The 23928-nt window shown below is 70.0% G+C and carries 21 protein-coding genes; 11 read left to right on the forward strand and 10 right to left on the reverse strand.

The window, feature by feature from the left end:
* Positions 1 to 6 precede the first annotated feature (6 nt).
* Together AB0B85_RS03160 and AB0B85_RS03165 are read left to right on the forward strand one after the other, a co-directional pair.
* Positions 7 to 1035, forward strand: a complete 1029-nt coding sequence (locus tag AB0B85_RS03160; protein ID WP_357403322.1) for an ABC transporter ATP-binding protein — start codon at positions 7 to 9, stop codon at positions 1033 to 1035.
* The gene (locus AB0B85_RS03165) at positions 1028 to 2041 is read left to right on the forward strand and encodes a dipeptide ABC transporter ATP-binding protein (protein ID WP_357402989.1); all 1014 of its coding nucleotides are present in this window, start codon (positions 1028 to 1030) and stop codon (positions 2039 to 2041) included. Before AB0B85_RS03160 ends, AB0B85_RS03165 begins: the two co-directional genes overlap by 8 nt.
* Before the next feature lie 110 nt (positions 2042 to 2151).
* On the opposite strand, the gene AB0B85_RS03170 is transcribed toward AB0B85_RS03165, so the two are convergent.
* Positions 2152 to 2547: a chorismate mutase gene (locus tag AB0B85_RS03170; protein ID WP_357402991.1), complete on the reverse strand. Its 396-nt coding sequence runs from the start codon at positions 2545 to 2547 to the stop codon at positions 2152 to 2154.
* 275 nt (positions 2548 to 2822) lie between these two features.
* Here AB0B85_RS03170 and pcrA point away from each other — a divergent pair, with 275 nt between their 5' ends.
* Positions 2823 to 5228: a DNA helicase PcrA gene (pcrA, locus tag AB0B85_RS03175; protein ID WP_357402993.1), complete on the forward strand. Its 2406-nt coding sequence runs from the start codon at positions 2823 to 2825 to the stop codon at positions 5226 to 5228.
* A gap of 109 nt (positions 5229 to 5337) precedes the next feature.
* Here the strand turns inward: pcrA and AB0B85_RS03180 are convergent, their stop codons facing one another.
* The gene (locus AB0B85_RS03180) at positions 5338 to 6108 is read right to left on the reverse strand and encodes a M23 family metallopeptidase (protein ID WP_357402995.1); all 771 of its coding nucleotides are present in this window, start codon (positions 6106 to 6108) and stop codon (positions 5338 to 5340) included.
* A gap of 262 nt (positions 6109 to 6370) precedes the next feature.
* A complete protein-coding gene (locus AB0B85_RS03185) occupies positions 6371 to 7078 on the reverse strand; it encodes a M23 family metallopeptidase (RefSeq protein ID WP_357402998.1) in 708 nt (235 codons plus the stop codon).
* Positions 7079 to 7533: 455 nt separating this feature from the next.
* On the opposite strand from AB0B85_RS03185, the gene AB0B85_RS03190 reads away from it, so the two are divergent.
* The 3 genes from AB0B85_RS03190 (at position 7534) to sucD (ending at position 10445) form a co-directional block, all read left to right on the forward strand.
* Positions 7534 to 7938: a cobalamin B12-binding domain-containing protein gene (locus tag AB0B85_RS03190; protein ID WP_357403000.1), complete on the forward strand. Its 405-nt coding sequence runs from the start codon at positions 7534 to 7536 to the stop codon at positions 7936 to 7938.
* Positions 7939 to 8376: 438 nt separating this feature from the next.
* Positions 8377 to 9555, forward strand: coding sequence for an ADP-forming succinate--CoA ligase subunit beta (gene sucC / locus AB0B85_RS03195; RefSeq protein ID WP_357403002.1), 1179 nt, complete (start codon positions 8377 to 8379; stop codon positions 9553 to 9555).
* Positions 9556 to 9557: 2 nt separating this feature from the next.
* Positions 9558 to 10445, forward strand: coding sequence for a succinate--CoA ligase subunit alpha (gene sucD, locus AB0B85_RS03200; RefSeq protein ID WP_357403004.1), 888 nt, complete (start codon positions 9558 to 9560; stop codon positions 10443 to 10445).
* Positions 10446 to 10519: 74 nt separating this feature from the next.
* On the opposite strand, the gene AB0B85_RS03205 is transcribed toward sucD, so the two are convergent.
* Positions 10520 to 10786 (reverse strand): DUF4190 domain-containing protein, encoded by a 267-nt coding sequence (locus AB0B85_RS03205; protein WP_179780945.1) that lies wholly within the window; start codon positions 10784 to 10786, stop codon positions 10520 to 10522.
* Positions 10787 to 10984: 198 nt separating this feature from the next.
* Between AB0B85_RS03205 and AB0B85_RS03210 the strand changes: the two genes are divergently transcribed.
* Entirely contained in the window at positions 10985 to 12274 is a 1290-nt protein-coding gene (locus AB0B85_RS03210; protein ID WP_357403006.1) for a DUF6350 family protein, read from the forward strand.
* A 276-nt stretch (positions 12275 to 12550) separates the two neighbouring features.
* On the opposite strand, the gene AB0B85_RS03215 is transcribed toward AB0B85_RS03210, so the two are convergent.
* Complete coding sequence (locus AB0B85_RS03215; RefSeq protein ID WP_357403008.1) at positions 12551 to 13096, reverse strand: DUF4190 domain-containing protein; 546 nt, start codon at positions 13094 to 13096, stop codon at positions 12551 to 12553.
* A 289-nt stretch (positions 13097 to 13385) separates the two neighbouring features.
* Here AB0B85_RS03215 and purN point away from each other — a divergent pair, with 289 nt between their 5' ends.
* The gene (gene purN / locus AB0B85_RS03220; RefSeq protein WP_112583771.1) at positions 13386 to 14006 is read left to right on the forward strand and encodes a phosphoribosylglycinamide formyltransferase; all 621 of its coding nucleotides are present in this window, start codon (positions 13386 to 13388) and stop codon (positions 14004 to 14006) included.
* On the forward strand, positions 14003 to 15574 hold the full coding sequence (gene purH / locus AB0B85_RS03225; RefSeq protein ID WP_357403011.1) for a bifunctional phosphoribosylaminoimidazolecarboxamide formyltransferase/IMP cyclohydrolase: 1572 nt from the start codon (positions 14003 to 14005) through the stop codon (positions 15572 to 15574). Before purN ends, purH begins: the two co-directional genes overlap by 4 nt.
* A gap of 121 nt (positions 15575 to 15695) precedes the next feature.
* Here the strand turns inward: purH and AB0B85_RS03230 are convergent, their stop codons facing one another.
* The 5 genes from AB0B85_RS03230 to AB0B85_RS03250 all read right to left on the reverse strand — a co-directional run bounded on the left by AB0B85_RS03230 (position 15696) and on the right by AB0B85_RS03250 (position 21466).
* Positions 15696 to 16733, reverse strand: coding sequence for a dipeptide ABC transporter ATP-binding protein (locus tag AB0B85_RS03230; RefSeq protein ID WP_357403013.1), 1038 nt, complete (start codon positions 16731 to 16733; stop codon positions 15696 to 15698).
* On the reverse strand, positions 16714 to 17745 hold the full coding sequence (locus tag AB0B85_RS03235) for an ABC transporter ATP-binding protein (RefSeq protein ID WP_357403015.1): 1032 nt from the start codon (positions 17743 to 17745) through the stop codon (positions 16714 to 16716). Before AB0B85_RS03235 ends, AB0B85_RS03230 begins: the two co-directional genes overlap by 20 nt.
* Positions 17746 to 17752: 7 nt before the next feature.
* Complete coding sequence (locus tag AB0B85_RS03240; RefSeq protein ID WP_357403017.1) at positions 17753 to 18709, reverse strand: ABC transporter permease; 957 nt, start codon at positions 18707 to 18709, stop codon at positions 17753 to 17755.
* A gap of 18 nt (positions 18710 to 18727) precedes the next feature.
* Positions 18728 to 19666 (reverse strand): ABC transporter permease, encoded by a 939-nt coding sequence (locus AB0B85_RS03245; protein ID WP_357403019.1) that lies wholly within the window; start codon positions 19664 to 19666, stop codon positions 18728 to 18730.
* A 198-nt stretch (positions 19667 to 19864) separates the two neighbouring features.
* On the reverse strand, positions 19865 to 21466 hold the full coding sequence (locus tag AB0B85_RS03250) for an ABC transporter substrate-binding protein (protein ID WP_357403021.1): 1602 nt from the start codon (positions 21464 to 21466) through the stop codon (positions 19865 to 19867).
* Between the two features lie 449 nt (positions 21467 to 21915).
* Between AB0B85_RS03250 and AB0B85_RS03255 the strand changes: the two genes are divergently transcribed.
* Together AB0B85_RS03255 and AB0B85_RS03260 are read left to right on the forward strand one after the other, a co-directional pair.
* A complete protein-coding gene (locus AB0B85_RS03255; RefSeq protein ID WP_357403023.1) occupies positions 21916 to 22776 on the forward strand; it encodes a bifunctional methylenetetrahydrofolate dehydrogenase/methenyltetrahydrofolate cyclohydrolase in 861 nt (286 codons plus the stop codon).
* Between the two features lie 126 nt (positions 22777 to 22902).
* Positions 22903 to 23853, forward strand: a complete 951-nt coding sequence (locus AB0B85_RS03260; RefSeq protein ID WP_357403025.1) for a malate dehydrogenase — start codon at positions 22903 to 22905, stop codon at positions 23851 to 23853.
* Positions 23854 to 23928 lie beyond the last annotated feature (75 nt).

Consider the following 23928-nt stretch of genomic DNA (forward strand, 5'->3'; position numbering starts at 1 on the left):
ATTCTCGTGTCCGAGCAGTCCGCGCCGGGATCCGGCGGGTCCGGACGTCCCTCCGGCCGGCTGCTCGAGGTCGACGACCTGCGGGTGGAGTTCCGCACCCGGGACGGCGTCGCAAAGGTCATCAACGGGGTCACCTACCACGTCGACGCGGGGGAGACCCTCGCCGTGCTCGGCGAGTCCGGCTCCGGCAAGAGCGTCACCGCGCAGACCATCATGGGCATCCTCGACACGCCGCCCGGCTTCGTCACCGGCGGTCAGGTGCGCTTCAACGGCAAGGACATGCTCCGCATGTCCGACGAGGAGCGTCGTCGCATCCGTGGCGAGGGCATCGCGATGATCTTCCAGGACGCGCTCTCCGCGCTGAACCCCGTCTTCACCGTCGGGTTCCAGATCGCCGAGCAGTTCCGGGTCCGGCGGGGCCTGGGTCGCGCCGAGGCCAAGAAGCGCGCGATCGAGATGCTCGACCAGGTCAAGATCCCGAACGCCAAGGGCCGCTTCAACAACTACCCACACCAGTTCTCCGGTGGCATGCGGCAACGCGCGATGATCGCGATGTCGCTGGCGCTCGACCCGGAGGTGCTGATCGCGGACGAGCCGACCACCGCCCTCGACGTGACGGTGCAGGCCCAGATCATGGACCTGCTCGCCGAGCTCCAGCGTGAGCGGCAGATGGGCATGATCCTGATCACCCACGACCTCGGCGTGGTCGCCGACGTCGCGGACCGGATCGCGGTCATGTACGCGGGCCGGATCGTCGAGGAAGCCGACGTGTACGAGCTGTACGCCAAGCCGGCGCACCCGTACACCCTGGGTTTGATCGACTCGATTCCTCGCCTCGACGAGAAGGGGCAGCAGCTCCGGACGATCAAGGGCCTCCCGCCGAACCTGATGAACATCCCGCCGGGCTGCCCGTTCAACCCGCGGTGCCCGATGGCTCAGCCGGTGTGCCGGGAGAAGGTCCCGCCGCTGCTGCAGATCGGCCCCGCCCGGGCCAGCGCCTGCCACTTCGCCGAGGAACTGGTGAACCGTGTCTGAGAACATCCTCGAGGTCAATGACCTGGTCAAGCACTACCCCGTCACGCAGGGTGTGGTGTTCAAGAAGACCGTCGGTCAGGTCAAGGCGGTCGACGGCGTCTCGTTCGGTCTGCGCGCCGGCGAGACGCTCGGCGTGGTTGGCGAGTCCGGCTGCGGCAAGTCGACCCTCGCCCGGGTGCTGATGAACCTGGAGAAGCCGACCGCCGGCAACGTGGTCTACAAGGGCCAGGACATCTCCAAGCTCTCCGGTGGGGCGCTGCGACGCATGCGCCGGCAGATCCAGCTGGTCATGCAGGACCCGTACACCTCGCTGAACCCTCGGATGACAGTCGGCGACCTGCTCGGTGAGCCGTTCGAGATCCACCCGGAGGTGGCGCCGAAGGGCAGCCGCCGGGCCAAGGTGCGGGAACTGCTCGACCTGGTCGGGCTCAACCCGGAGCACATCAACAGGTACCCGCACCAGTTCTCCGGCGGTCAGCGGCAGCGCATCGGCATCGCCCGCGCCCTCGCCCTGCGGCCCGAGATCATCGTCTGCGACGAGCCGGTGTCGGCGCTCGACGTCTCCATCCAGGCCCAGGTGATGAACCTGCTGGAGCGGTTGCAGGGCGAGTTGGGGCTGTCGTACATCTTCATCGCCCACGACCTGTCCGTGGTCCGCCACCTGTCGGACCGGGTCGCGGTGATGTATCTCGGCAAGGTCGTCGAGATCGGCACCGAGGACGAGATCTACGAGCGGCCGACCCACCCGTACACCCAGGCTCTGCTGTCGGCGGTGCCGGTTCCGGACCCGACGCAGCGGAACAACAAGACGATCATCCGGCTCACCGGTGACGTGCCGTCGCCGATCAGCCCGCCTTCGGGCTGCCGGTTCCGGACCCGCTGCTGGAAGGCGCAGGACGTCTGCGCCGAGCAGGTCCCGCTGCTGGAGATCCGGCAGAGCTCGGACCACCCGAGCGCCTGCCACTTCGCGGAGCGGCGCGAGATCGTCGCCACCCACGAGGCCTGATTCACCCGTAACCGCCTGCCGACGTCAACGCGACGACGGCAGGCGGTTTCGGCTGTCTGTGACCCCCGGCCGCCTCCGTGCCGGCGCACGCCGACCGCCAGCCATCCCGCTCAGAGCGGGCCGCGGCCCGCGCGGAGCAACAGCAGGGCCAGTTGGGTGCCGTCGGCACCGAGTGCGGCCCGGAACCGCTCCAGGATCTTCCGCTCCCGGGAGAGCACCAGGCGCGTTCCGCCAGATGCCATCCGGGTCGCCCCGACCTCCTGGGACAACGCGGCGCGCTCCTGCCAGAGCGCGATCATCGCGTTGTCGATCTCGTCGATCCGTTCCCTGATCTGCACGATCCGCGCAGCGGCGGCTGGTTCCTCGGTGCCGGTCCGTGCCTCGACCGGCACGGCGTTGTCGACCGCCTCCGGTGCGGACACCGTCGGCTCGGTCCCGTTCGGCACGGGCTGCTCCGACTCGGGCCGGGTCGGGCTGCCGCTCTGCTCCATCACGTCTGTCATCATCGGGTACCTCTCGCACTGTGGTGCCCGGTGCCCGGAACCCGGGACAGAAAAAGCCCCGGACTCCAGGAGCCCGGGGCTTTTGCAGGTCTGAATCGATCAGGCGCGACCTACGGCAGCCGGACTCCCGGTGCCATAGTAAAAGTGGTAGCGCGCAGCGATCACGCTGACGAGTATGCCCACCTCGACACCGGCTGCGCAAGCATTCCCGCCCCTTGCTCGCGCCTCGGCCCAGCGGGCGGGGGAGTGTCCGACCGGCGGCATAGACTTGTCGGGCGATGCATCCTCTCTTCGACATTCCCGCGTCCCCGCCCGCGCCGGAATCCGCGCCGGCCCGCCCGCACCGACCCGGGCCAGCCCCCGTGCGCCTCGATCCGCAGCAGCTGCTCGCCGGGCTGAACGGGCCACAGCGCGACGCGGTCAGCCACGCCGGCTCGCCGCTGTTGATCGTGGCCGGCGCCGGATCCGGCAAGACCCGGGTGCTCACCCACCGGATCGCCTATCTGCTCGCCGCACGGGACGTCCATCCGGGGGAGATCATCGCGATCACCTTCACCAACAAGGCGGCCGGCGAGATGAAGGAGCGGGTCGCCGCGCTTGTCGGCCCCCGGGCGCGGCTGATGTGGGTGTCGACGTTCCACTCCGCGTGCGTCCGGATCCTGCGCGCCGAGCACGAGCACGCCGGCCTCAAGTCGACGTTCTCGATCTATGACGCGGACGACTCCCGCCGACTGATGCAGCTCGTGACCCGCGAGCTCGATCTCGACCCGAAGCGCTACCCGGCGCGCGGGCTGGCCGCCCAGGTCTCCAATCTCAAGAACGAGCTGGTCGACCCGGAGCAGTTCGCGGCGCGGGCCACCGGGCCCAACGAGCGGGCGTTGGCCGAGGCGTACACGCTCTACCAGCGTCGGCTGCGCGAGGCACACGCGCTCGACTTCGACGACCTGATCATGACGACGGTGCACCTGCTCCAGTCCCACCCGCACGTCGCGGAGAGCTACCGTCGGCGGTTCCGGCACGTGCTCGTGGACGAATACCAGGACACCAACCACGCCCAGTACGTGCTGATCAAGGAGCTGGTGTCCGGCACCGACGGGCTGGAGCCCGCCGAGCTGTGCGTGGTGGGCGACGCCGACCAGTCGATCTACGCGTTCCGGGGCGCGACGATCCGCAACATCCTGGAGTTCGAACGGGACTTCACGAACGCCCGGACGATCCTGCTCGAGCAGAACTACCGCTCCACCCAGACCATCCTCAACGCGGCGAACGCCGTGATCGACCGGAACACCTCCCGCAAGCCCAAGCGGCTGTGGAGCGAGGCCGGCAACGGCGAGCAGATCGTCGGCTACGTGGCCGACACCGAGCACGCCGAGGCCGACTGGGTGGGCCGGGAGATCGACCGGCTGGTCGACGCCGACGAGACCCGACCTGGCGACGTCGCGGTCTTCTACCGCACCAACGCCCAGTCCCGGGTGTTCGAAGAGGTGTTCATCCGGGTCGGCCTGCCCTACAAGGTGGTCGGCGGGGTGCGCTTCTACGAGCGCAAGGAGGTCCGCGACGCACTGGCGTACCTGCGCTCGGTGGTAAACGACGACGACACGGTGAGCCTGCGGCGGGTCCTCAACACCCCGCGCCGGGGGATCGGCGACCGCGCCGAGGCGTGCGTCGAGGCGCTGTCCAGCCGCGACCGGATCTCGTTCGGCGCGGCGCTGCGCCGGGCCCGGGAGGCACCGGGCATCTCCAGCCGGGCGGCGAACGGCATCGCCGACTTCGTGGCGCTGCTCGACAGCGCCCGGGAGCTGTCCGAGACCGGCACCCCGGAGGAGGTGCTGGAGGCGCTGCTGACCCGCTCCGGCTACCTCACCGAGCTGGAGGAGAGCCTGGACCCGCAGGACGCCGGCCGGGTGGACAACCTCCAGGAGTTGGTGAGCGTCGCCCGGGAGTACACCGAGCGGATCGAGGCGCTTGGCGAGGAGGGGGAGCGGGCCACCCTGGCCGGCTTCCTGGAGCAGGTGGCGCTTGTCGCCGACGCCGACCAGATCCCCTCCGACGATCCCGACCATCAGGGTGTGGTCACCCTGATGACGTTGCACACCGCCAAGGGGCTGGAGTTCCCGGTCGTCTTCCTGACCGGGCTGGAGGACGGCGTCTTCCCGCACCTGCGCTCGCTGGGCGACACCCGGGAGCTGGAGGAGGAGCGTCGGCTGGCGTACGTCGGCATCACCCGTGCCCGACAGCGGCTCTACCTCTCCCGCGCGGTGACCCGCTCGGCCTGGGGGCAGCCGTCCTACAACCCGCCGTCGCGGTTCCTGGAGGAGTTGCCGACCGAGCTTGTGCACTGGGAGCGCACCGAGGGGTCGTACACGTCGTGGGCCGGCGGGGGTGGCGGCGTCGGCGGCCGCGCGGACCGCGCGCCCGGCGCGCGTGGCACCTTCACCGGGGGTACGCCGAAGGCGGCCCAGTTGGCGCAGCGGCTCGGCGTGGACGCCAGCCGGCTGACCACGGCCAGTGAGCTGCCGCAGGGGCCGAAGGTGTCGGCCGGTGACCGGGTCAACCACCAGCGGTACGGGCTGGGGCGGGTGCTCGCCGTCGAGGGGCACGGCCCGGGTGCGCGGGCGCAGATCGACTTCGGCGACCAGACCATGTGGCTGGTGCTACGGCACGCCCCGGTCGACAAACTCTGACCCAGGCCCGCATTGTCGCCGACGGCGGCCGGCGCGGGCCTGAACGGCAGATGCCGGCGGGTCGGGCGGTGGACCGCGGCGCTCAGCTCCACGGTCCCCGCCCGCGCACTCAGCAGCCGAGATCCACGCCGTGCGCCCGCATGAACGGGGCCGGGTCGATCTGGTTCCACATGCCCTGGTGCACCTCGAAGTGCAGGTGCGGGCCGGTGGCGTCGCCGGTCGCGCCTTCGTAGCCGATGATCTGGCCGGCCTTGACCTTCTGCCCGACGGTGACCGCGATGCGGCTCTGGTGGGCGTAGTGGGTCAGGTACCCGGTGCCGTGGTCGATGAAGACGGAGTTGCCGTACCCGTCCGCGGCGTCACCGGCCTGGGTCACGGTGCCGGCGGCCGCGGCGCGGATCGGCGTACCGGAGGGCAGCGCCAGGTCGATGCCGGCGTGCAGGGTTCCCCAGCGCTGTCCGTAGCAGGAGGTGACCTCGGCGCCCGGCATCGGGTCGACCCAGGCGGGCGTGGGCTTGCTTGTCTTCTTCGGCTTGGGCTTGGCCTTCGCGGCGGCCGTCTTCGTGGGTGCCGGGCTGGCGCTCGTCACGGACGGGCTCGGCGTCGGGCTGGCTGCGGGGGTGACCGGCGTGCTCGCCTCGCGAGCGGAGCGGTCGGCCCGGTTGGCGGCCTCGTTGCGGGACTGCGCGTCGAGGGAGACGGCGGTGGGTGCCGGCTGGTCGGTGCCGGCGGTGGCGACGACGACGCCACCGAGGCCGAGAGCGATCAGCGCGGCGGCGCCGAGCACGATGAGGCGGTTGCGTCGACGGGGGTGCTGCGGCCGCTCTGTCGCGGCGGTGTCGGGGGTGTTCTCGTTCTGGACGGGGCTATCTTCCTGCACGGCGGACCTTCACAGTCGAGGGGCACTTGACCTCGAAATACTGGTGTCGGGCCCGGCCGGGGGCGGGATGGGGACCGGGTGACCGGACGACGGAGCGCAGCTCGCCTGTCCGGATATGCCCTACATCGCAGCGCTACGACCGGAAAAGTGATCATGTGGCACCGTGTTGCCGCTCACAATTTCCGCTGTGAGCTGGGAGACATCGCCAACGAAAAACCGCCCGGACCGACAGATCCGGGCGGTCAACGAACAGTACGCAGCGTCAGGAGCCGGCTACCTCGCTGTAAATTGCCTCGACTTGCAGCTTGATGTCCACTCCGCGCTCCTGGAGGTAGGGCACCGGGTCGATCGGCTGGCCCTTGACATGGATCTCCAGGTGCAGGTGGGTGCCGTACGCGTGGCCGGTCTGGCCCACCAGGCCGAGCTGGTCGCCAGCCTTGACCTGCTGGCCTTCCTTCACGCTCACCGCGGAGGAGTGACCGTAGATGGCCTCACTGCCGTCGGCGTGCTGCACGATCACCGCGTTGCCGTACCCGCCGAACCAGCCGGCCTTGGTGACCAGCCCGTCGTGGATCGCGACGTAGGGAGTGCCCTCGCCCGCGACCAGGTCGACGCCGGTGTGCATCTTGCCCCAGCGCACCCCGTAGGGCGAGTTGAAGTCGTAGCCCTGCAGCGGCAGCAGCCACACCTCGGGCTCGGCGCTGTCCTTGCTGCGGCTGTCGCGCGAGGCGCGCTCGGCGTTGTCCGCCCGGGCCGCAATGTCCTGACTGTTGACCGACGCCTGCTTGAGCTCGTCAAGCACCGTGGGGCTGACGTCCTTGGCGTCCGGCAGGGCGCTGGCGCCGAGTGCAACGATGCCGGCCCCGACGAAAGCGGTGGTGACGACAGCGGCATAACGGCTACGCGGGGGGGTGGGAACGCGGCGACGACCGCGATATCGATCGGGCTCAGACGACAGGCGCTGGCGCACGCACACCCTCCGTTGTCGGGGTTCCGAAGCGACCGGTGGACGTTCGTGAAGCTCCAGTGAACGTCCGCTGACCGCGTCGTCACCCGTCCATGGACCTGATGACAACCGTGGACACGTTAGCCAACCACCAGAGGAGTCACAAGCTAGAGCGGAAAATTGGCGTGTCGATCTGTCCGTTTGCGTCCACTATTGTCATGCATCGTGACGCCGAACGGTGCCCCTGTTGCTGCCCGTTCGTCGCCGAGCGTGACCGGACCGGCGGAGTCGTCCGGCTTGACTGCGGGCGGGGTCGGTGAACCCTGGGAGGGTACGGATCGCGGCGGTGGGCCGGTCCCGGCCGGCCCGTGGTCGCGGCGGGCGATTGCGGGGCGCGGAACCCGGATTTCCCGAGCGGGGTTCGCCGGGTTACCGTTCGTTCAGGTGAAGGCCGTGAAGCCGGTGAAAGGTGTGCGTTGATGAGCTCTCGTATTCGGGTCGTCGTCGCCAAGCCCGGTCTGGACGGCCACGACCGGGGGGCCAAGGTCGTCGCACGCGCACTGCGCGACGCCGGGATGGAGGTCGTCTACACCGGCCTGCACCAGACCCCCGAGCAGATCGTGGAGACCGCCATCCAGGAGGACGCCGACGCGGTCGGCCTGTCCATCCTCTCCGGTGCGCACATGACGCTCTTCCGGCGGGTGCTGGAACTGCTCGGTGAGCGGGACGCCCGCGACATCGTCGTATTCGGTGGCGGCATCATTCCGAACGGCGACATTCCCGAGCTGGAAAAGCTGGGCGTCGCGAAGGTCTTCACCCCGGGCGCCACCACTCAGGCGATCGTCGAGTGGGTCCGGGAGAACGTCGCCCAGCCAGTTTCCTGAGGCTCGTCGCGACGGTCGGCACTGGGCGACCGAATCTGGGCACGGGGGAGGGGCCGGACGCACCCCTCACACGTCCGGCCCCTCTATGCACGATGCCCCGCCGCCACCCCTCGACCGACAGGGCATCGGCCGTCTCCCGTCATCGCGCTGTTCAGCGCTCCGACATCTGACTCAACGACGCCCCCACTGCCGGGTTACGCCACCAGGGCAACATCGCCCGGACGGTGGATGCGGACCGGGTCATGGCCGGAAACCCGCTGCTCCCGATGTCCGGTTGTGCATTACCGCACACCACGCACCCGCTCGGTTGCCGGCGGTGCCGACCTCGCTAGGCTGCGGCCAATGGCCTGTTTCAACTGATGACAGGCGTCAAACTGTTTTTTGAACGCTGGTAGCGGCGCGACGGCGCGCCGCGGAGACGGGACGGGACGCGCAATCGTGGACCTGTACGAGTACCAGGGGCGGGACCTGTTCGAGCGGCACGGCTTGCCCGTGTTGGCCGGCGGCGTCGCCACTACCCCGGAAGAGGCCCGTGCGATCGCTGAACGCCTCGGCGGTCGCGTGGTCGTCAAGGCGCAGGTGAAGGTCGGCGGCCGAGGCAAGGCCGGCGGCGTCAAGCTGGCCGAGGGCGCCGAGGAGACGGTGGCCCGGGCCACCGACATCCTCGGTATGGACATCAAGGGCCACACCGTCCACAAGGTCATGATCACGGTGACCGCGGACGTGGCCGAGGAGTACTACTTCTCGTACCTGCTCGACCGCGCGAACCGCACCTTCCTCTGCATCGCCAGCGTGGCCGGCGGCATGGACATCGAGCAGGTCGCCGCCGACACCCCCGACAAGGTGGTGAAGGCCCCGATCGACGCCGTCAAGGGCGTGGACGAGGCGAAGGCCCGCGAGATCGTGACCGCCGCCGGCTTCCCGGCCGAGGTCGCCGACCAGGTGGTCCAGGTGGCCGTCGGCCTGTGGCAGGCGTTCGTCGCCGAGGATGCCACGCTTGTCGAGGTCAACCCGCTGGCCAAGAACGGTGACGGTCGGCTGCTGCTGCTCGACGCCAAGATCAGCCTGGACGAGAACGCGGCGTTCCGGCACCCGGACCACGAGGCCCTGGTCGACCAGGCCGCGGTGGACCCGCTGGAGCAGGCCGCCAAGGCCAAGGACCTCAACTACGTCAAGCTCGACGGCGAGGTCGGCATCATCGGCAACGGCGCGGGTCTGGTCATGTCCACCCTCGACGTGGTCGCGTACGCCGGCGAGCGGCACGGCAACGTCAAGCCGGCCAACTTCCTCGACATCGGCGGCGGCGCGAGCGCCGCGGTGATGGCGAACGGGCTGGAGATCGTGCTCTCCGACCCGGCCGTGAAGAGCGTCTTCGTCAACGTCTTCGGCGGCATCACCGCCTGCGACGAGGTCGCCAACGGCATCATCCAGGCGCTGGCCCTGCTGGAGCAGCGCGGCGAGCAGGTCACCAAGCCGCTCGTCGTCCGTCTCGACGGCAACAACGCCGAGGCCGGCCGGGCGATCCTGGACGGCGCGAACAACCCGCTCGTGCAGCGGGTGGACACCATGGACGGCGCGGCCGAGCGGGCCGCCGAGCTGGCAGCTGCGGGGGTCTGATCATGGCTATCTGGCTGACCAAGGATTCGAAGGTCATCGTTCAGGGGATGACCGGCTCCGAGGGCTCCAAGCACACCCGGCGGATGCTGGCCGCCGGCACCAACGTGGTGGGCGGCGTCAACCCGCGCAAGGCGGGCCAGACTGTCGACTTCGACGGCACCGAGCTGCCGGTCTTCGCGTCGGTCGCCGACGCGATGGCCGAGACCGGGGCCGACGTCACAGTCATCTTCGTGCCGCCGCAGTTCACCAAGGCCGCCGTGGTCGAGGCGATCGACGCCGCGATCGGCCTGGCCGTGGTGATCACCGAGGGCGTCCCGGTGCACGACACCGCGTCGTTCTGGGCCTACAACGTGGCAAAGGGCGAGCAGACCCGGATCATCGGGCCGAACTGCCCCGGCATCGCCTCGCCCGGCGCGTCCAACGCCGGCATCATTCCGGCCGACATCACCGGCTCCGGCCGAATCGGCCTGGTCAGCAAGAGCGGCACGCTGACCTACCAGATGATGTACGAGCTGCGCGACATCGGCTTCTCCACCTGCGTCGGCATCGGCGGTGACCCGATCATCGGGACCACCCACATCGACGCCCTCGCGGCGTTCGAGGCCGACCCGGAGACCGACGCCATCGTGATGATCGGTGAGATCGGTGGCGACGCCGAGGAGCGGGCCGCCGAGTTCATCAAGGCGAACGTCACCAAGCCGGTGGTCGGCTACATCGCCGGCTTCACCGCCCCGCCCGGCAAGACCATGGGCCACGCCGGAGCGATCATCTCCGGCTCGGCCGGCACCGCCGAGGCGAAGCAGGCGGCGCTGGAGGCGGTCGGGGTCAAGGTCGGCAAGACGCCGACCGAGACCGCGAACCTGATGCGGGAGCTCATGTCCGGCAACTGAGCCGGCCAGGCAGTACCGAAGGGGGTCGACCGGTCACGGTCGACCCCCTTCGGCGTACCCGCGCCCGTCGCTGCTCAGTCGTTGTTCCAGAACGGGTAGTTGCCTGTCGCGCGCAGGATCGCCCCGCCGATGATGTTGATCACGCCGAACACGATGGCGAGATAGCCCAGCAGCGGCGACTGCCCGTACCGGCGGGCGTCCCGGATGGACAGGTAGCCGAAGATGATGCCCAGGATGCCGCAGCAGATCAGCCCCAGCACGATGCCCAACACGCCCCACAGCGTGGTCCGGTCCCGTCCGCGGGCCGGTGGGGGCGGGGGTGGCGGGTATGGCGTCGTCACAGCTTCCTCCGGGCGGTCGTGGGCGGCGAGCCGGCCGGACCGCGACCGGCGGACCCGACCCGGGCGGCAGCGAATCGCGCCCCCTGTGGCCGAGGCTAGACCGGACCGGGTCGCTGGGGCCCTGGTTCGGTCAACTCGTCGCCCTTTGAACGGGTTAACGGACTGCCACCGCCTTCACGACGTGCCAGAGTAGAGCGGATGTCCCCCGTCACCCCTGACCGTCCCAGCCGTCCCGGCGGTGTGCGCGCCGACGACCGGACGGTCCATCGTGCCGCACCGGCCCGACGGGTGCCCGCGCCCCGCGCGAGTGGGGCGCCACGCGGACGGGCGCCGTTGCCCGTCGCCGCCGGGGTGGCCGCCTGTTGGGCCGCGCTCACCTCCTACCTGCCGGTTGCCCTCGTGCTCGGCCTGGTCCAGCTCGGCGCGGATTCCAGCACGCTTGCCGACACCCTGCGCACCGCGCTGGCCGGCTGGCTGCTCGGGCACGGCGTGCCGCTGCACACCGCGTCCGGTCCGCTCGGGCTGGCCCCACTGGCGCTCACCGGGCTCGCGCTGTGGCGGCTGACCCGGGCCGGTGTGCACGTCAGCCGCGCGATCGGCGCCCGGGACACCCGCTCACCGCGTCGGGCGCTGCTCGCCGCGGGTGCGGTCGGCGTCGCGTACGCGCTGCTCGGCGCGCTCGCGGCGGTGCTGATCGGCGCCGACGGACCGGACGTCTCCGTGCTCCGGGCCGGAGCGACGTTCGCGCTTGTGGGCACCCTCGCCGCGCTGGTCGGCGCGACCCGCGTCACCGCCGTGACCCGGTTGCTCGTCACCCGGTTGCCGGACCAGGTGCGCGACGGCGTGCGCACCGGCCTGGTGGCCGGGCTGCTGCTGCTCGGCGCGGGTGCCGGTGCGGCTGGCCTGGCCGTGGCCACCGGCGGCGGCGACGCGGCCGACATGCTCGGCGCGTACCGGACCGGGGTGGCCGGGCAGGCCGGCATCACCCTGGTCAGCGCCGCGTACGCGCCGAACGCGGCGATCTGGTCGGCCAGCTACCTGCTCGGGCCGGGGTTCGCGGTCGGCACCGACACCGCGGTCCGCACCAGCGAGGTGTCGGTAGGAGCGTTGCCGGCCGTGCCACTGCTCGCCGGCCTGCCCCGAGGTCCGGTGGACGGTCTGGGCGCCCTGCTGCTCGCGGTGCCGGTGCTGGCCGGGATGGTGGCCGGTTGGTTGCTCGCCCGCCGGGTGGCGCGACTCGCCGGGCCGGAGCGGGCCCCGCAGCGCTGGGCCGAGGTGCTGGTGCCGGCGGCGCTGGCCGGGCCGGTGGCCGGGGTGCTGCTCGGTGTGACCGCCGCGGTGTCCGGCGGGCCGCTCGGTGCTGGGCGGCTGGCCCAGGTCGGGCCGGTGGGCTGGCAGGTCGGGGCGGTGGCGGCCGGGATCATCGCGGTCGGCGCACTGCTCGGTGCCGCGGCCACCCGAGCGCTCACCCGCGCCCCCGCCCAGTAGGCCGGCTCACCCGCGCCCCCGCCCGGTAGGCCGGCTCACCTCGCGACGGCTGTCTGGTGGGTGCGGGACGCCATCCGCGCCGTCACCACCGCACCGACGAGCGCGGGGCGCCCCGGACGGATCCGGAGCGCCCCGTGGGCGGCCAGGGTCTGTTTCATAAGGGCGGTCGAGCCGAGGCGGAGTCCGGGCGGCGATCCGGCGAAACCGCAACGCCGCCGGGCGTCGTTCGGGCCCGCCGCAGGCCGGCCAGCTCTTACGAAACAGACCCCACCTGGGTCAGGACTGGCCGGGCAGGGTGAACTGCGCCGCGACGGCCAGGATGATCAACAGGATGCCGAGCCCGACGCCGACCGCGCCGCAGATCAGGCCGGCCTTGACCTGTCCGGCGTTGTTGGCCTGGCCCTGGGCGACCTTCTGCCGGGCGAGGTAACCGGTGACCACGGCCGCGATGCCGACCGGGATGCCCAGGTAGAAGCAGCACAGCAACGGGATCGACGCGATACCGAGGATCATCGACACCAGGCCGAGGGTGTTGTTCTGCCCGGCGGCCTGCGGGTATCCGGCGTTCGGGTACGTCGGGGCGCCGCCGTACTGGGGCTGCTGCTGGCCGTACGGGTCCGGGTACGACGGCTGCTGGCCGTACGGCTGCCCCGAGGTGGGCTGTTGGCCGTACGGGGCCTGGGGGGCCGCGTACGGGTCCTGCTGGCCGTACGGCTGGCCGGAGGTGGGCTGCTGGCCGTACGGGGCGGCTGGCGGCTGGGGGGCGGTCGGGTCCTGGTTGGGCTGGCCGTACGGGTCCTGACCGGGGTTACCGGGCTGCATTCGAAAAGCTCCTTGGACTGGTTCCGTCAGTTACTGCTGATTGTTTCCATCCATGATCGCGGTCAGCCCTCCCGATGCCCAGTGCAGCACCCGGGGGACATTTTCCCCGAACCACAAGGAAAGGGCCCTTCTTGCTCGATCCGCGAGTCGGGCCGGCACCGGGGCGCGGGCCGGCGGGACGTTCGGCCCGAGCGACCGGCAGCGTACCGGGTCGATGCACGTCGACGCTGCCAAGATCGAGCCACCGCCCAGCGGATGGGCATCCTGACCTGCCCGATAGGGTGGCCCGGTGACCGAGCCCGCGCCTGTCGCCCGCATCGTCGTCCTCATCTCCGGCTCCGGGAGCAACCTCCAGTCGTTGCTGGATGCCGCCGCCGACCCCGCGTACGGCGCGCAGGTCGTCGCGGTCGGCGCGGACCGCGACGGCATCGCGGGCCTGGACCGGGCCGAGGCTGCCGGGGTGCCGACCTTCGTCGAGCGGGTCCGTGACCACGACACGCGCGAGGACTGGGACCGCGCGCTCACCGCGCACGTCGCGAAGCACCAGCCCGACCTGGTCATCTCCGCCGGTTTCCTCAAGCTGGTCGGTCCGCACTTCCTCGCCGCCTTCGGCGACCGTTACCTGAACACCCACAACACCCTGCTGCCGGCGTTTCCCGGCATCCACGGTCCGCGGGACGCCCTCGCCTACGGCGTGAAGCTCACCGGGGCCACCCTCTTCTTCGTCGACGCCGGCATGGACACCGGGCCGATCGTCGCGCAGGTAGCGGTGCCGGTGCTTGACGACGACGACGTCGACACGCTCACCGAGCGCATCAAGGAAGCCGAGCGGCGCCAGCTCGTCGAGCAGGTCGGTCGGCTGGTCCGCGAAGGCTGGACCATCACCGGAAGGAAGGTCACGGTTCCGTGAGTCCCACTCAGGACGGGCGTCGCCCGATCAGGCGGGCGCTGGTCAGCGTCTACGACAAGACCGGTCTGGTCGAGCTGGCCCAGGCCCTGCACGCGGCCGGTGTGGAGATCGTGTCCACCGGCAGCACCGCGGGCACCATCGCCGCCGCCGGGGTGCCGGTGACGCCGGTGGAGACGGTGACCGGTTTCCCGGAGGTACTCGACGGCCGGGTGAAGACCCTGCACCCGAAGGTGCACGCCGGTCTCCTCGCCGACCTGCGCAAGGACACCCACGTCACGCAGCTCGACGAGCTGGGGGTGGCGGCGTTCGACCTGCTGGTCTCCAACCTCTACCCGTTCCAGGCGACGGTCGCCTCCGGCGCCGGCGTCGAGGAGTGCGTGGAGCAGATCGACATCGGTGGCCCGGCCATGGTGCGGGCCGCCGCCAAGAACCACGCCTCGGTCGCCGTGCTCACCGACCCGACCGGCTACCCCGCGCTGATCGGCGCGCTCGGCGAGGGCGGGTTCACCCTGGCCCAGCGTCGGGCGCTGGCCGCGCGGGCGTTCGCCGACATCGCCGAGTACGACGTGGCGGTCGCCGAGTGGTGCGCCCGGGAACTGGCACCGGCCGACGACTCCTGGCCGGCGTTCAGCGGTTCGGCGCTGCGCAAGTCGACGGTGCTGCGCTACGGGGAGAACCCGCACCAGCCGGCCGCGCTGTACGTCGACCCGGACGCCCCGGCGGGGCTGGCCCAGGCCGAGCAGCTGCACGGCAAGGAGATGTCGTACAACAACTACGTCGACGCGGACGCCGCCTGGCGGGCCGCGAACGACTTCGCCGACCAGCCGGCCGCCGCGATCATCAAGCACGCCAACCCGTGCGGCATCGCTGTCGGCGCGGACGTGGCCGAGGCGCACCGCCTGGCGCACGCCTGTGACCCGGTGTCGGCGTTCGGCGGCGTGATCGCGGTCAACCGCCCGGTCTCGGTCGAGCTGGCCCGGCAGGTGGCCGAGATCTTCACCGAGGTGGTTGTCGCCCCCGGCTTCGACGAGGGCGCGGTCGAGGTGTTGCAGGGCAAGAAGAACATCCGGCTGCTGCGCGCGCCGGCCTGGACCCCGGCTGCTCTCGAGTGGCGGCAGGTGACCGGTGGCGTGCTGTCCCAGGTCGCCGACCGGGTGGACGCCTCCGGCGACGACCCGGCCAACTGGCAGCTGGCTACCGGCGAGGCCGCCGACGAGGAACTGCTGCGTGATCTGGCGTTCGCCTGGCGGGCGGTCCGCGCGGTGAAGAGCAACGCCATCCTGCTCGCCAAGGGCGGCGCCACCGTCGGGGTCGGCATGGGTCAGGTCAACCGGGTCGACTCGGCGCAGCTCGCGGTCAGCCGCGCCGGCGCCGACCGGGCCCGCGGCTCGGTGGCCGCGTCGGACGCGTTCTTCCCGTTCGCCGACGGCCCGCAGATCCTCATCGACGCCGGTGTCCGCGCCATCGTCCAGCCCGGCGGCTCGATCCGCGACGAAGAGGTCATCGAAGCCGCCAAGAAGGCAAACGTAACCATGTACCTAACGGGAACCCGCCACTTCTTCCACTAACCCGGTCCCCGTCCTCCTCACCCCGTCGATCATGGAGTTGTGGTGCCCCGCAAAAGGGGCGTAGGCACATAAGCTGCCCACCACAACTCCATGATCGACGGGGCGGGGCGGGGGGTCCGGGTTAGGCGGGGAGGGTGGGGCGGAGTTCGGCGAAGTGGCAGGCGGACGGGTGCGGGTCGGCTGCCCTTGGGACCGTGGCCGGGTCCTCTACGGCGCAGATGTCCTGGGCCTTCCAGCAGCGGGTCCGGAAGTGGCACCCGCTCGGCGGGTCGGCCGGGCTGGGCACGTCGCCGACCAGACGGATGATGTTGCGCTGGTCGCGGGCCTCCGGGTCCGGCACCGGCACCGCGGAGAGCAGAGCCTGGGTGTACGGGTGGGTGGCTCGCTCGTAGATCTCGTCCTCGGTGCCGATCTCCACGATCCGGCCGAGGTACATCACCGCCACCCGGTCGGCGATGTGCCGCACCACTGACAGGTCGTGCGCGATGAAGATGTACGAGAGCCCCAGCTCGTCCTGGAGCTGCTTGAGCAGGTTGATCACCTGGGCCTGGATGGAGACGTCGAGCGCCGACACCGGCTCGTCGCAGACGATCACCTCGGGCCGCAGGGCGAGGGCGCGGGCGATGCCGATGCGCTGCCGCTGACCGCCGGAGAACTGGTGCGGGTACCTGTTGATGTGCTCCGGGTTGAGCCCGACCAGGTCGAGCAACTCCTGGACCCGCTTCTGCTTGCTGCCCTTCGGAGCGGCATCCGAGTGGATCTCGAACGGCTCGCCGATGATGTCGCCGACTGTCATCCGCGGGTTGAGTGAGGTGTACGGGTCCTGCATCACCATCTGCATGTTGCGGCGTACCCGACGCAACTCGCCCCCGGAGGCCTTGAACAGGTCCCGACCCTCCAGGGTGGCGCTTCCCGAGGTGGGCGTCTCCAGTCGCATCAGCAGTCGGGCGAGCGTGGACTTGCCGCAGCCGGACTCGCCGACCACGCCCAGCGTCTCGCCCCGGCGCAGTTCGAAGCTCACCCCGTCGACGGCCTTGACCGCGCCGATCTGCCGCTGGAACAGGACGCCCTGCGTGATCGGGAAGTGCTTCACGAGGTTGTCGACGGAGAGGATCGTCTCGCCGCGGACCTTGGTGGGGTTAGCGGGCGACGCTGTCATCACGGACCTCCTGCGCGAAGTGGCAAGCACTGGTCCGGCCGTCGCCGAGGACCAGGTCGTGCGGTACGACGTCCACGCAGACCTGCTGGACGTACGGGCACCGGGGGTGGAACGGGCAGCCGGACGGGATGCGCATCAGGTTCGGCGGCAAACCCTTGATCGTCGACAGCTCCGTGCCACGGACGTCCAGGCGCGGGATCGACTCCAACAAACCCTTCGTGTACGGGTGGGCAGGCGCCTTGTAGAGCGAGCGGACGTCGGCGTGTTCGACGATCCGACCGGCGTACATGACAGCGATCCGGTCCGCGACACCGGCGACCACACCCAGGTCGTGGGTGATCAGGATCATCGCCATGTCGCGTTCCCGGCGCAGTTCGGCCAGCAGGTCCATGATCTGGGCCTGGACCGTCACGTCGAGCGCGGTGGTGGGCTCGTCGGCGATCAGCACCTTCGGGTCGAGCGCCAACGCCATGGCGATCATGACGCGCTGCCGCATGCCGCCGGAGAACTGGTGCGGGTAGTCCCCGATCCGCTTGGCGGCCCCCGGGATCTTGACCAGGTCCATCAGCTCGATGGCGCGTCGCCGGGCGTCGGACCGGGACATGCCGGCGCGCTGGCGCAGCGTCTCGCCGATCTGCCAGCCGACCGGAAAGACCGGGTTCAAGGCGGAGAGCGCGTCCTGGAAGATCATCGCGATTTCCGTGCCGCGGACCTGCCGGCGCTGCTCCTCAGAGCGGGTGAGCAGGTCCTGACCCTGGTAGAGGATCTGGCCGGAGCGGACGAACGCCGGTGGGGTGTCCAGGATGCCCATGATCGCCTGGGCGGTGACCGACTTGCCCGACCCGGACTCGCCGAGCACGGCTAGCGTCTCGCCGGCGTCCAGGTGGTAGGACACGCCGTTGATCACTCGGGCCACGCCCTCGTTCGTGCGGAACTCGACGTGCAGGTCCCGCAGTTCGAGCAGGTGACCGGCCTCGGGCGTGGCGGAGGCGGGTGTGGGTTGGACGGTCATTGCTGTATCACCGCAGCTTCGGGTCGAAGGCGTCACGGATCGCGTCGCCGAGCATGATGAACGCCAGCACGGTCAGCGCGAGGAATGCCGACGGGACGATCAGCGGCGTCGCTGCCTCCCGCATGTGGATCCGGCCGGTGTCGATGTCCTGACCCCAGGAGATGGTCGGCGCCTTGAGGCCGATGCCCAGGAAGGAGAGCGTCGCCTCGGCCGCGATGAACGAGCCGAGCGCGATTGTCAGCACGACGATGACCGGGGCCAGCGAGTTCGGCAGGATGTGCCGCCACATGATCCGGCTGTTGCCGGCGCCGAGCATCCGGGCCGCCGCGACGTAGTCCTGCTCCTTGGCGGTGATCACCGAGGAGCGCACCACCCGGGCGGCGGTGGTCCAGCCGAGTAGGGCAAGCACGAAGACGACAGCACCGATCCGTGCCCACTGGCTGTCGCTCGACACCCGCTTGAGCAGCACGATCGCGGCCAGCAGCAGCGGGATGCCGAGCACAATGTCGATCACCCGGGAGAGCACCGCGTCGACCCAGCGACCGAAGTAACCCGCCAGCATGCCGATCACCAGGGCGATGATCCCGGTGCCGAGCGCGGCGAGGGCGCCGACGAGCAGCGACGCCCGGGTGCCGTAGACCGCCCGGGAGTACGTGTCGCAGCCCTGGAAGTCGTACCCGAAAATGGCCCCGCCGGACGGGCCCGCGTGCTGCCGGGAGAGCAGGCAGTCGTTCGGGTTGTTGGCGGTGAACACGCCCGGGAGCAACGCCATCAGGGTGAAGATGACGACAAGCGCCAGCGAGATCCAGAAGATCGGGTTGCGACGCAGGTCGCGCCACGCGTCTCCGGCCAGGCTGCGGGGCTTGTTCGCGACGCCGACCTGGTTGGGTGTGCCCGGCTCGCCCGAAGGGCCCCGCCGTGCGGCCTGGTTCTCGCTGGCCGCCACCGTCTCGAAGTCACTCATGCCCGCACCTCGCTGCGCTCACTCATAGCGGATCCTTGGGTCGAGTACGGCGTACAGGACGTCCACCACCAGGTTCGAGACCAGGTAGACCACGACCAGCACGCTGACGATGCCCACCACCAGGGGGCCGTCCTCGGTGCGGATGCCGCGGAAGAGGTTGAAGCCCACGCCGGGGATGTTGAAGACGCCCTCGGTGATGATCGCGCCGCTCATCAGGTTGCCCAGCTCCACACCGAGGAAGGTGATGACCGGGATGAGCGAGTTGCGCAGCACGTGGACGATGACGATGCGGCGCTTGACCAGGCCCTTCGACCGGGCGGTCCGGACGTAGTCGGCACGCAGGTTCTCCGCGACCGAGGCGCGGGTGAGCCGCAACGCGGTGGCCAGCGACAACGAGCCGAGCACGATGCCCGGCAGCAGGAGCGCGTAGAACGAGGGGTCGGAGCCGGCGGTGGGCGGGAAGAGCTGGAACTTGACGCCCAGGAAGTACTGCGCCAGCGGGGCCAGCACGATGGTCGGGATGCCCAGCACCAGCAGGGTCAGCACCAGCGTCGAGTTGTCGAAGATGCTGGCCCGGCGGATGCCGGCGAGCACACCGGCGCTGACGCCGAAGATGATCGCCACGGCGAGCGCGATGAGCGCGAGTCGTACGGTGACCGGCCAGGCCTGCTGGAGGATGTCGCCGATGCTCCGACCGGTGAGCGACTCGCCCAGGTTGCCCTGGAGCAGGTCCTTGACGTAGTCGAAGTAGCGGTAGAAGAAGCCGCCGACGCCTGTCTGATCCAGGTTGTACTTCTCGGTCAGGTACTCCCGTTGGGCCGGTGTCACCGGCCGCTCACCGGCGAGTGCCTGGATCGGGTCACCCTGCCCGGCGAATGTCAGCGCGTAGACGATCAGGGTGGTCCCGAAGAACGCCAGGACCATCTGCAGTAGGCGCCGCAAGATGTAGCGGAACATGCTTAGCAGTCTCTCCGGAAATGTGCGAAAGGGTCGCAGGACGGCATCTCTGGTCGTACCCGAAATATCTGAGATGCGCTGTCCGGCCCGGGGGAGCAGGCACCACCGACGCCGGGTCCGCTGCTGCGGCCCGGCCCCCGGTGACGCGGTCCGGGCCACCCGGGCGACGTCGCCCGGGTGGCCCGCACCATGGTCAGCTCAGCTGGCCGCTTCGATCTTGACGAGGTTGACCCGCTGGAACAGGTCCATCTCCACGTTCTTGACCTTGGACGAGTGGCCGAACACGTTCTCGCCGAAGCGGAGCGGGATCACCGGCATGTCCTTGGCCAGGATGTCCTCCGCCTGCTGGTACTTGGCGATCGCCTCGTCCTGCGTCTTGGCGGCGGAACCCTCCTTGACCAGCCTGTCGAACTCCGGGTTGCTGTAGCCGTAGTAGTTCGACGAGCCGTTCGTGCTGTACAGCGGGCCGAGGTAGTCCTCCATGGTCGGGTAGTCCATGACCCAACCCATCCGGAACGCACCCACCGGCGTCTTGTTCTCGACCTTGGTGAGCAGGTCGGCGAACTTCGGCTCGGCCGAACCCACCGCGTCCACGCCCAGGTTGGTCTTGAGCTGGTTGACGGTGGCGTCGACCCAGTCCTTGTGACCGCCGTCGCCGTTGTACGAGATGACGATCTTCGACGGGCCACCGGCGGCCTGGTAGAGCTTCTTGGCCTCGGTCGGGTTGAACTCGCCCGACTTGCCCGTGGTGTCGTCCCGGTAGCCCGGCAGGACCGGCGAGACGAAGGAGCGCGCCGACGTCTGCGAGCCCTTGAAGACCGACTTGGTGATCTCGTCACGGTCGATCGCCATCGAGATGGCCTTACGGACGTCCGGGTTGCTGTAGTCCTTGTCGAACGTCGGGAACGCCAGGAACTGGAACGACGACATCGGGCTGGTCTTGTACCGGTCGCCCAGGTCGCTCGGCGCGGTGCTCAGGCTCTCGGTCGGGATCGTGGGCAGCACGTCCAGGTTGTCCGCCAGGACGTCCGCGTAGGCCGCGGTGAGCTGCTGGTAGATCCGGAACTCGACGTTCTTCACCTTGGGCTTCTCACCCGGGAAGGCGTCGTAGCGCTCGACCTCGATCTTGCTGTCGTGCTGCCAGGTGCCCTTCATCTTGAAGGGGCCCTGTCCGATCGGCGCCTGCTCGTAGGAGTCCTTGAGCACGCCCGGGGCCGAGAACGCGGCGTCCGGCATCGGGAAGAACGCGTTGTAGCCCAGCGTGGTCTTGAAGTCGATGTACGGCTCGTTGAGCGTCACGGTGAAGGTGAGGTCGTCGACCTTCTTCAGCCCGGACATCTCCTTGGCCTTCGGCTCCTTGCCCTGCAGGTCGGCGTAACCGGCGATCTTCTCGAAGAACGGGTTGGTGTCCTGACCGTTGGGGGCGTACGCGCCGTAGTTCCAGGCGTTGATGTAGTCCTCGGCCGTGACCTTCTCGCCGTTGTGGAAGGTGTAGCCGTCCTTGAGCTTGATCGTCCAGACCTTGTTGTCGGTCGAGGTGACCGAGTCGGCCGCGACCTCGTACGGCTTGTTCTGGGCGTCGTAGTCGACGAGCGGGCTGAACAGGCCGGCGATGACCTGCGAGCCGGACGTCTCGGTGGTGTTTGTGGGAACCAGGTGCTTCGGCTCGGCGATCTGGATGCTGACCGTCGAACTGTCGCTGCCACCGGATCCACCGTCTCCGCCGCTGCCGCAGGCCGCGAGGCCCAGCGTCACCGCGAGCGGGAGGGCGGTCCAGGCGGCGAGTCTACGAACTCGCATTGAGCCTCCTCATCTCCTCACGCTGCGCAGTCAGGCCCGACGCTGGGTTTACGCTGCGCAACAAGCGGTAACGGTAGGTCGGCGGCGAGGCTTCGACAACGACGCGGTTGCGGGTGGGTAACGGTCTGGCGGCGACTCTCTTGTCGACCCGCCATCGGGCTGCTAGCCCAAACCGGTCGAAACGGCACCTGCCTTCGAATATGCTGCTCGTTTCCAGCCCTGCCGCCGCCTTCTGGGTGGAACCGGCACGCGTTGAGACGCCCATCCGGTATTCGTCGGCTGCGACCGGCCCGCGTGGTTCGACGGTGACCGAATAAACACTGAGTGACTCACAGTGACGAGCAACACGTCACAGATGGTCACCTTCGGCAGGTGGTGATCGGGGCCGCAGGGGGCCGGCCGGACGAGGTCGTCGGAACCGCGGGCGGCGGTCGTGAGACGATCTGGACGTGACGGCGACGCTTCTGGACGGCAAGGCAACCGCGGCGGAGATCAAGGACGAGCTGCGGATCCGGGTGAAGGCACTCGCGGAACGCGGCATCACCCCCGGGCTGGGCACGGTCCTGGTCGGGGCGGATCCGGGCAGTCAGGCGTACGTCAACGGCAAGCACCGCGACTGCGCCGAGGTGGGCATCGCCTCGATCCGCCGGGAGTTGCCGGCCGACGCCACCCAGCAGCAGGTGGACGACGTGCTGGCCGAGCTGAACGCCGACCCGGCGTGCCACGGCTACATCGTCCAACTGCCGCTGCCGGCCCACCTCGACACCCAGCGTGTGCTGGAGTTGATCGACCCGGACAAGGACGCCGACGGCCTGCACCCGGTCAACCTGGGCCGGCTCGTGCTCGGCTACGACGGCCCGCTGCCCTGCACCCCGCGCGGCATCATCGAGCTGCTCCGCCGCCACGACGTGGCCCTGCGCGGCGCCACCGTCGCCGTCGTCGGCCGGGGCAACACCGTCGGTCGACCGCTCGGCCTGCTGCTCACCCGCCGCAGCGAGAACGCCACCGTCACCCTGTGCCACACCGGCACCCTCGACCTCGCCTCGCACACCCGGGCCGCCGACATCGTCATCGTCGCGGCCGGCGTACCGGGTCTGCTCACCGCCGACATGATCAACCCGGGTGCGGTGGTGGTCGACGTCGGCATCACCCGGGTGATCGGCGCGGACGGCAAGGGCCGCTACACCGGCGACGTGGACCCGGAGGTGGCCGAGACGGCCGGCGCCCTGGTCCCCATGCCCGGCGGTGTCGGGCCGATGACGCGGGCCATGCTGCTCAGCAACGTGGTGGAGCGCGCCGAACGCGGCTGAAACGTGCGCCGGCGACAGCGGTGACGTTCGCCCCATCCCGGCGATGGCCGCCGCCCCTGGCCTGATCGGTGCCAGGATGACTGATACGGTCCGGAAAACCGACTGGTATCAGGGAGTGGGACGACCATGGGTAAGAAGGTCACTGTCGTCGGGGCTGGCTTCTACGGCTCCACCACCGCACAGCGCCTGGCCGAGTACGACGTCTTCGACACCGTAGTGATCACCGACATCGTGGAGGGCAAGCCCGCGGGTCTCGCGCTCGACCTCAACCAGTCCCGGGCCATCGAGGGCTTCGAGACCAAGGTGGTCGGCGTCACCACCGGCCGCAACGGTGAGGGCTACGAGGCCATCGAGGGCTCCGACGTCGTCGTGATCACCGCTGGTCTGCCGCGTAAGCCCGGCATGAGCCGGATGGACCTGCTGGAGACCAACGCCAAGATCGTCCGGCAGGTCGCCGAGAACGTCGCCAAGTACGCGCCGAACGCCGTCGTCATCGTCGTCTCCAACCCGCTCGACGAGATGACCGCGCTGGCGCAGCTGGCCACCCAGTTCCCGAAGAACCGGGTCCTCGGCCAGGCCGGCATGCTCGACACCGCCCGGTTCAGCAACTTCGTCGCCGAGGCGCTGAACGTGCCGGTGGCGTCGGTACGCACCCTGACCCTGGGCTCGCACGGCGACACCATGGTCCCGGTCCCGTCGAAGAGCACCGTCAACGGCAAGCCGCTGCGTGACGCGATGCCGGCCGAGCAGATCGAGGAGCTGGTCGTCAAGACCCGCAACGGTGGCGCCGAGGTGGTCGCGCTGCTCAAGACGGGTTCGGCGTACTACGCCCCGTCCGCCGCCGCGGCCCGCATGGCGAAGGCCGTCGCCGAGGACTCCGGCGAGGTCATGCCGGTCTGCGCCTGGGTCGACGGTGAGTACGGCATCTCCGGTGTCTACCTGGGCGTCGAGGCCGAGATCGGCGCCGAGGGCGTCAAGCGGGTCGTCGAGACCGACCTGGACGCCGACGAGCTGGCCAGCCTCAAGGAGGCCGCCGAGGCCGTCCGCGCCAAGCAGGGCGACATCTCCAGCATGTGAAACACCAGCCACTCCGAGAGAGGGGCGCGTCGGCTTCGCCGTCGTAGAAGGCCATGCCTCCGGTCCAGGCCCGGG

The sequence above is a fragment of the Micromonospora sp. NPDC049044 genome, from assembly GCF_040649215.1.
In the GTDB taxonomy this organism is placed as follows: domain Bacteria; phylum Actinomycetota; class Actinomycetes; order Mycobacteriales; family Micromonosporaceae; genus Micromonospora.

Excerpts from the sequence above, each read along its gene's own strand:
- AB0B85_RS03170 (WP_357402991.1), bottom strand. The coding sequence starts at position 2,547 with ATGATGACAGACGTGATGGAGCAGAGCGGCAGCCCGACCCGGCCCGAG.
- pcrA (WP_357402993.1), top strand. The coding sequence starts at position 2,823 with ATGCATCCTCTCTTCGACATTCCCGCGTCCCCGCCCGCGCCGGAATCC.
- AB0B85_RS03190 (WP_357403000.1), top strand. The coding sequence starts at position 7,534 with ATGAGCTCTCGTATTCGGGTCGTCGTCGCCAAGCCCGGTCTGGACGGC.
- sucD (WP_357403004.1), top strand. The coding sequence starts at position 9,558 with ATGGCTATCTGGCTGACCAAGGATTCGAAGGTCATCGTTCAGGGGATG.
- AB0B85_RS03210 (WP_357403006.1), top strand. The coding sequence starts at position 10,985 with ATGTCCCCCGTCACCCCTGACCGTCCCAGCCGTCCCGGCGGTGTGCGC.
- AB0B85_RS03215 (WP_357403008.1), bottom strand. The coding sequence starts at position 13,096 with ATGCAGCCCGGTAACCCCGGTCAGGACCCGTACGGCCAGCCCAACCAG.
- AB0B85_RS03230 (WP_357403013.1), bottom strand. The coding sequence starts at position 16,733 with ATGACAGCGTCGCCCGCTAACCCCACCAAGGTCCGCGGCGAGACGATC.
- AB0B85_RS03235 (WP_357403015.1), bottom strand. The coding sequence starts at position 17,745 with ATGACCGTCCAACCCACACCCGCCTCCGCCACGCCCGAGGCCGGTCAC.
- AB0B85_RS03240 (WP_357403017.1), bottom strand. The coding sequence starts at position 18,709 with ATGAGTGACTTCGAGACGGTGGCGGCCAGCGAGAACCAGGCCGCACGG.
- AB0B85_RS03245 (WP_357403019.1), bottom strand. The coding sequence starts at position 19,666 with ATGTTCCGCTACATCTTGCGGCGCCTACTGCAGATGGTCCTGGCGTTC.
- AB0B85_RS03250 (WP_357403021.1), bottom strand. The coding sequence starts at position 21,466 with ATGCGAGTTCGTAGACTCGCCGCCTGGACCGCCCTCCCGCTCGCGGTG.
- AB0B85_RS03260 (WP_357403025.1), top strand. The coding sequence starts at position 22,903 with ATGGGTAAGAAGGTCACTGTCGTCGGGGCTGGCTTCTACGGCTCCACC.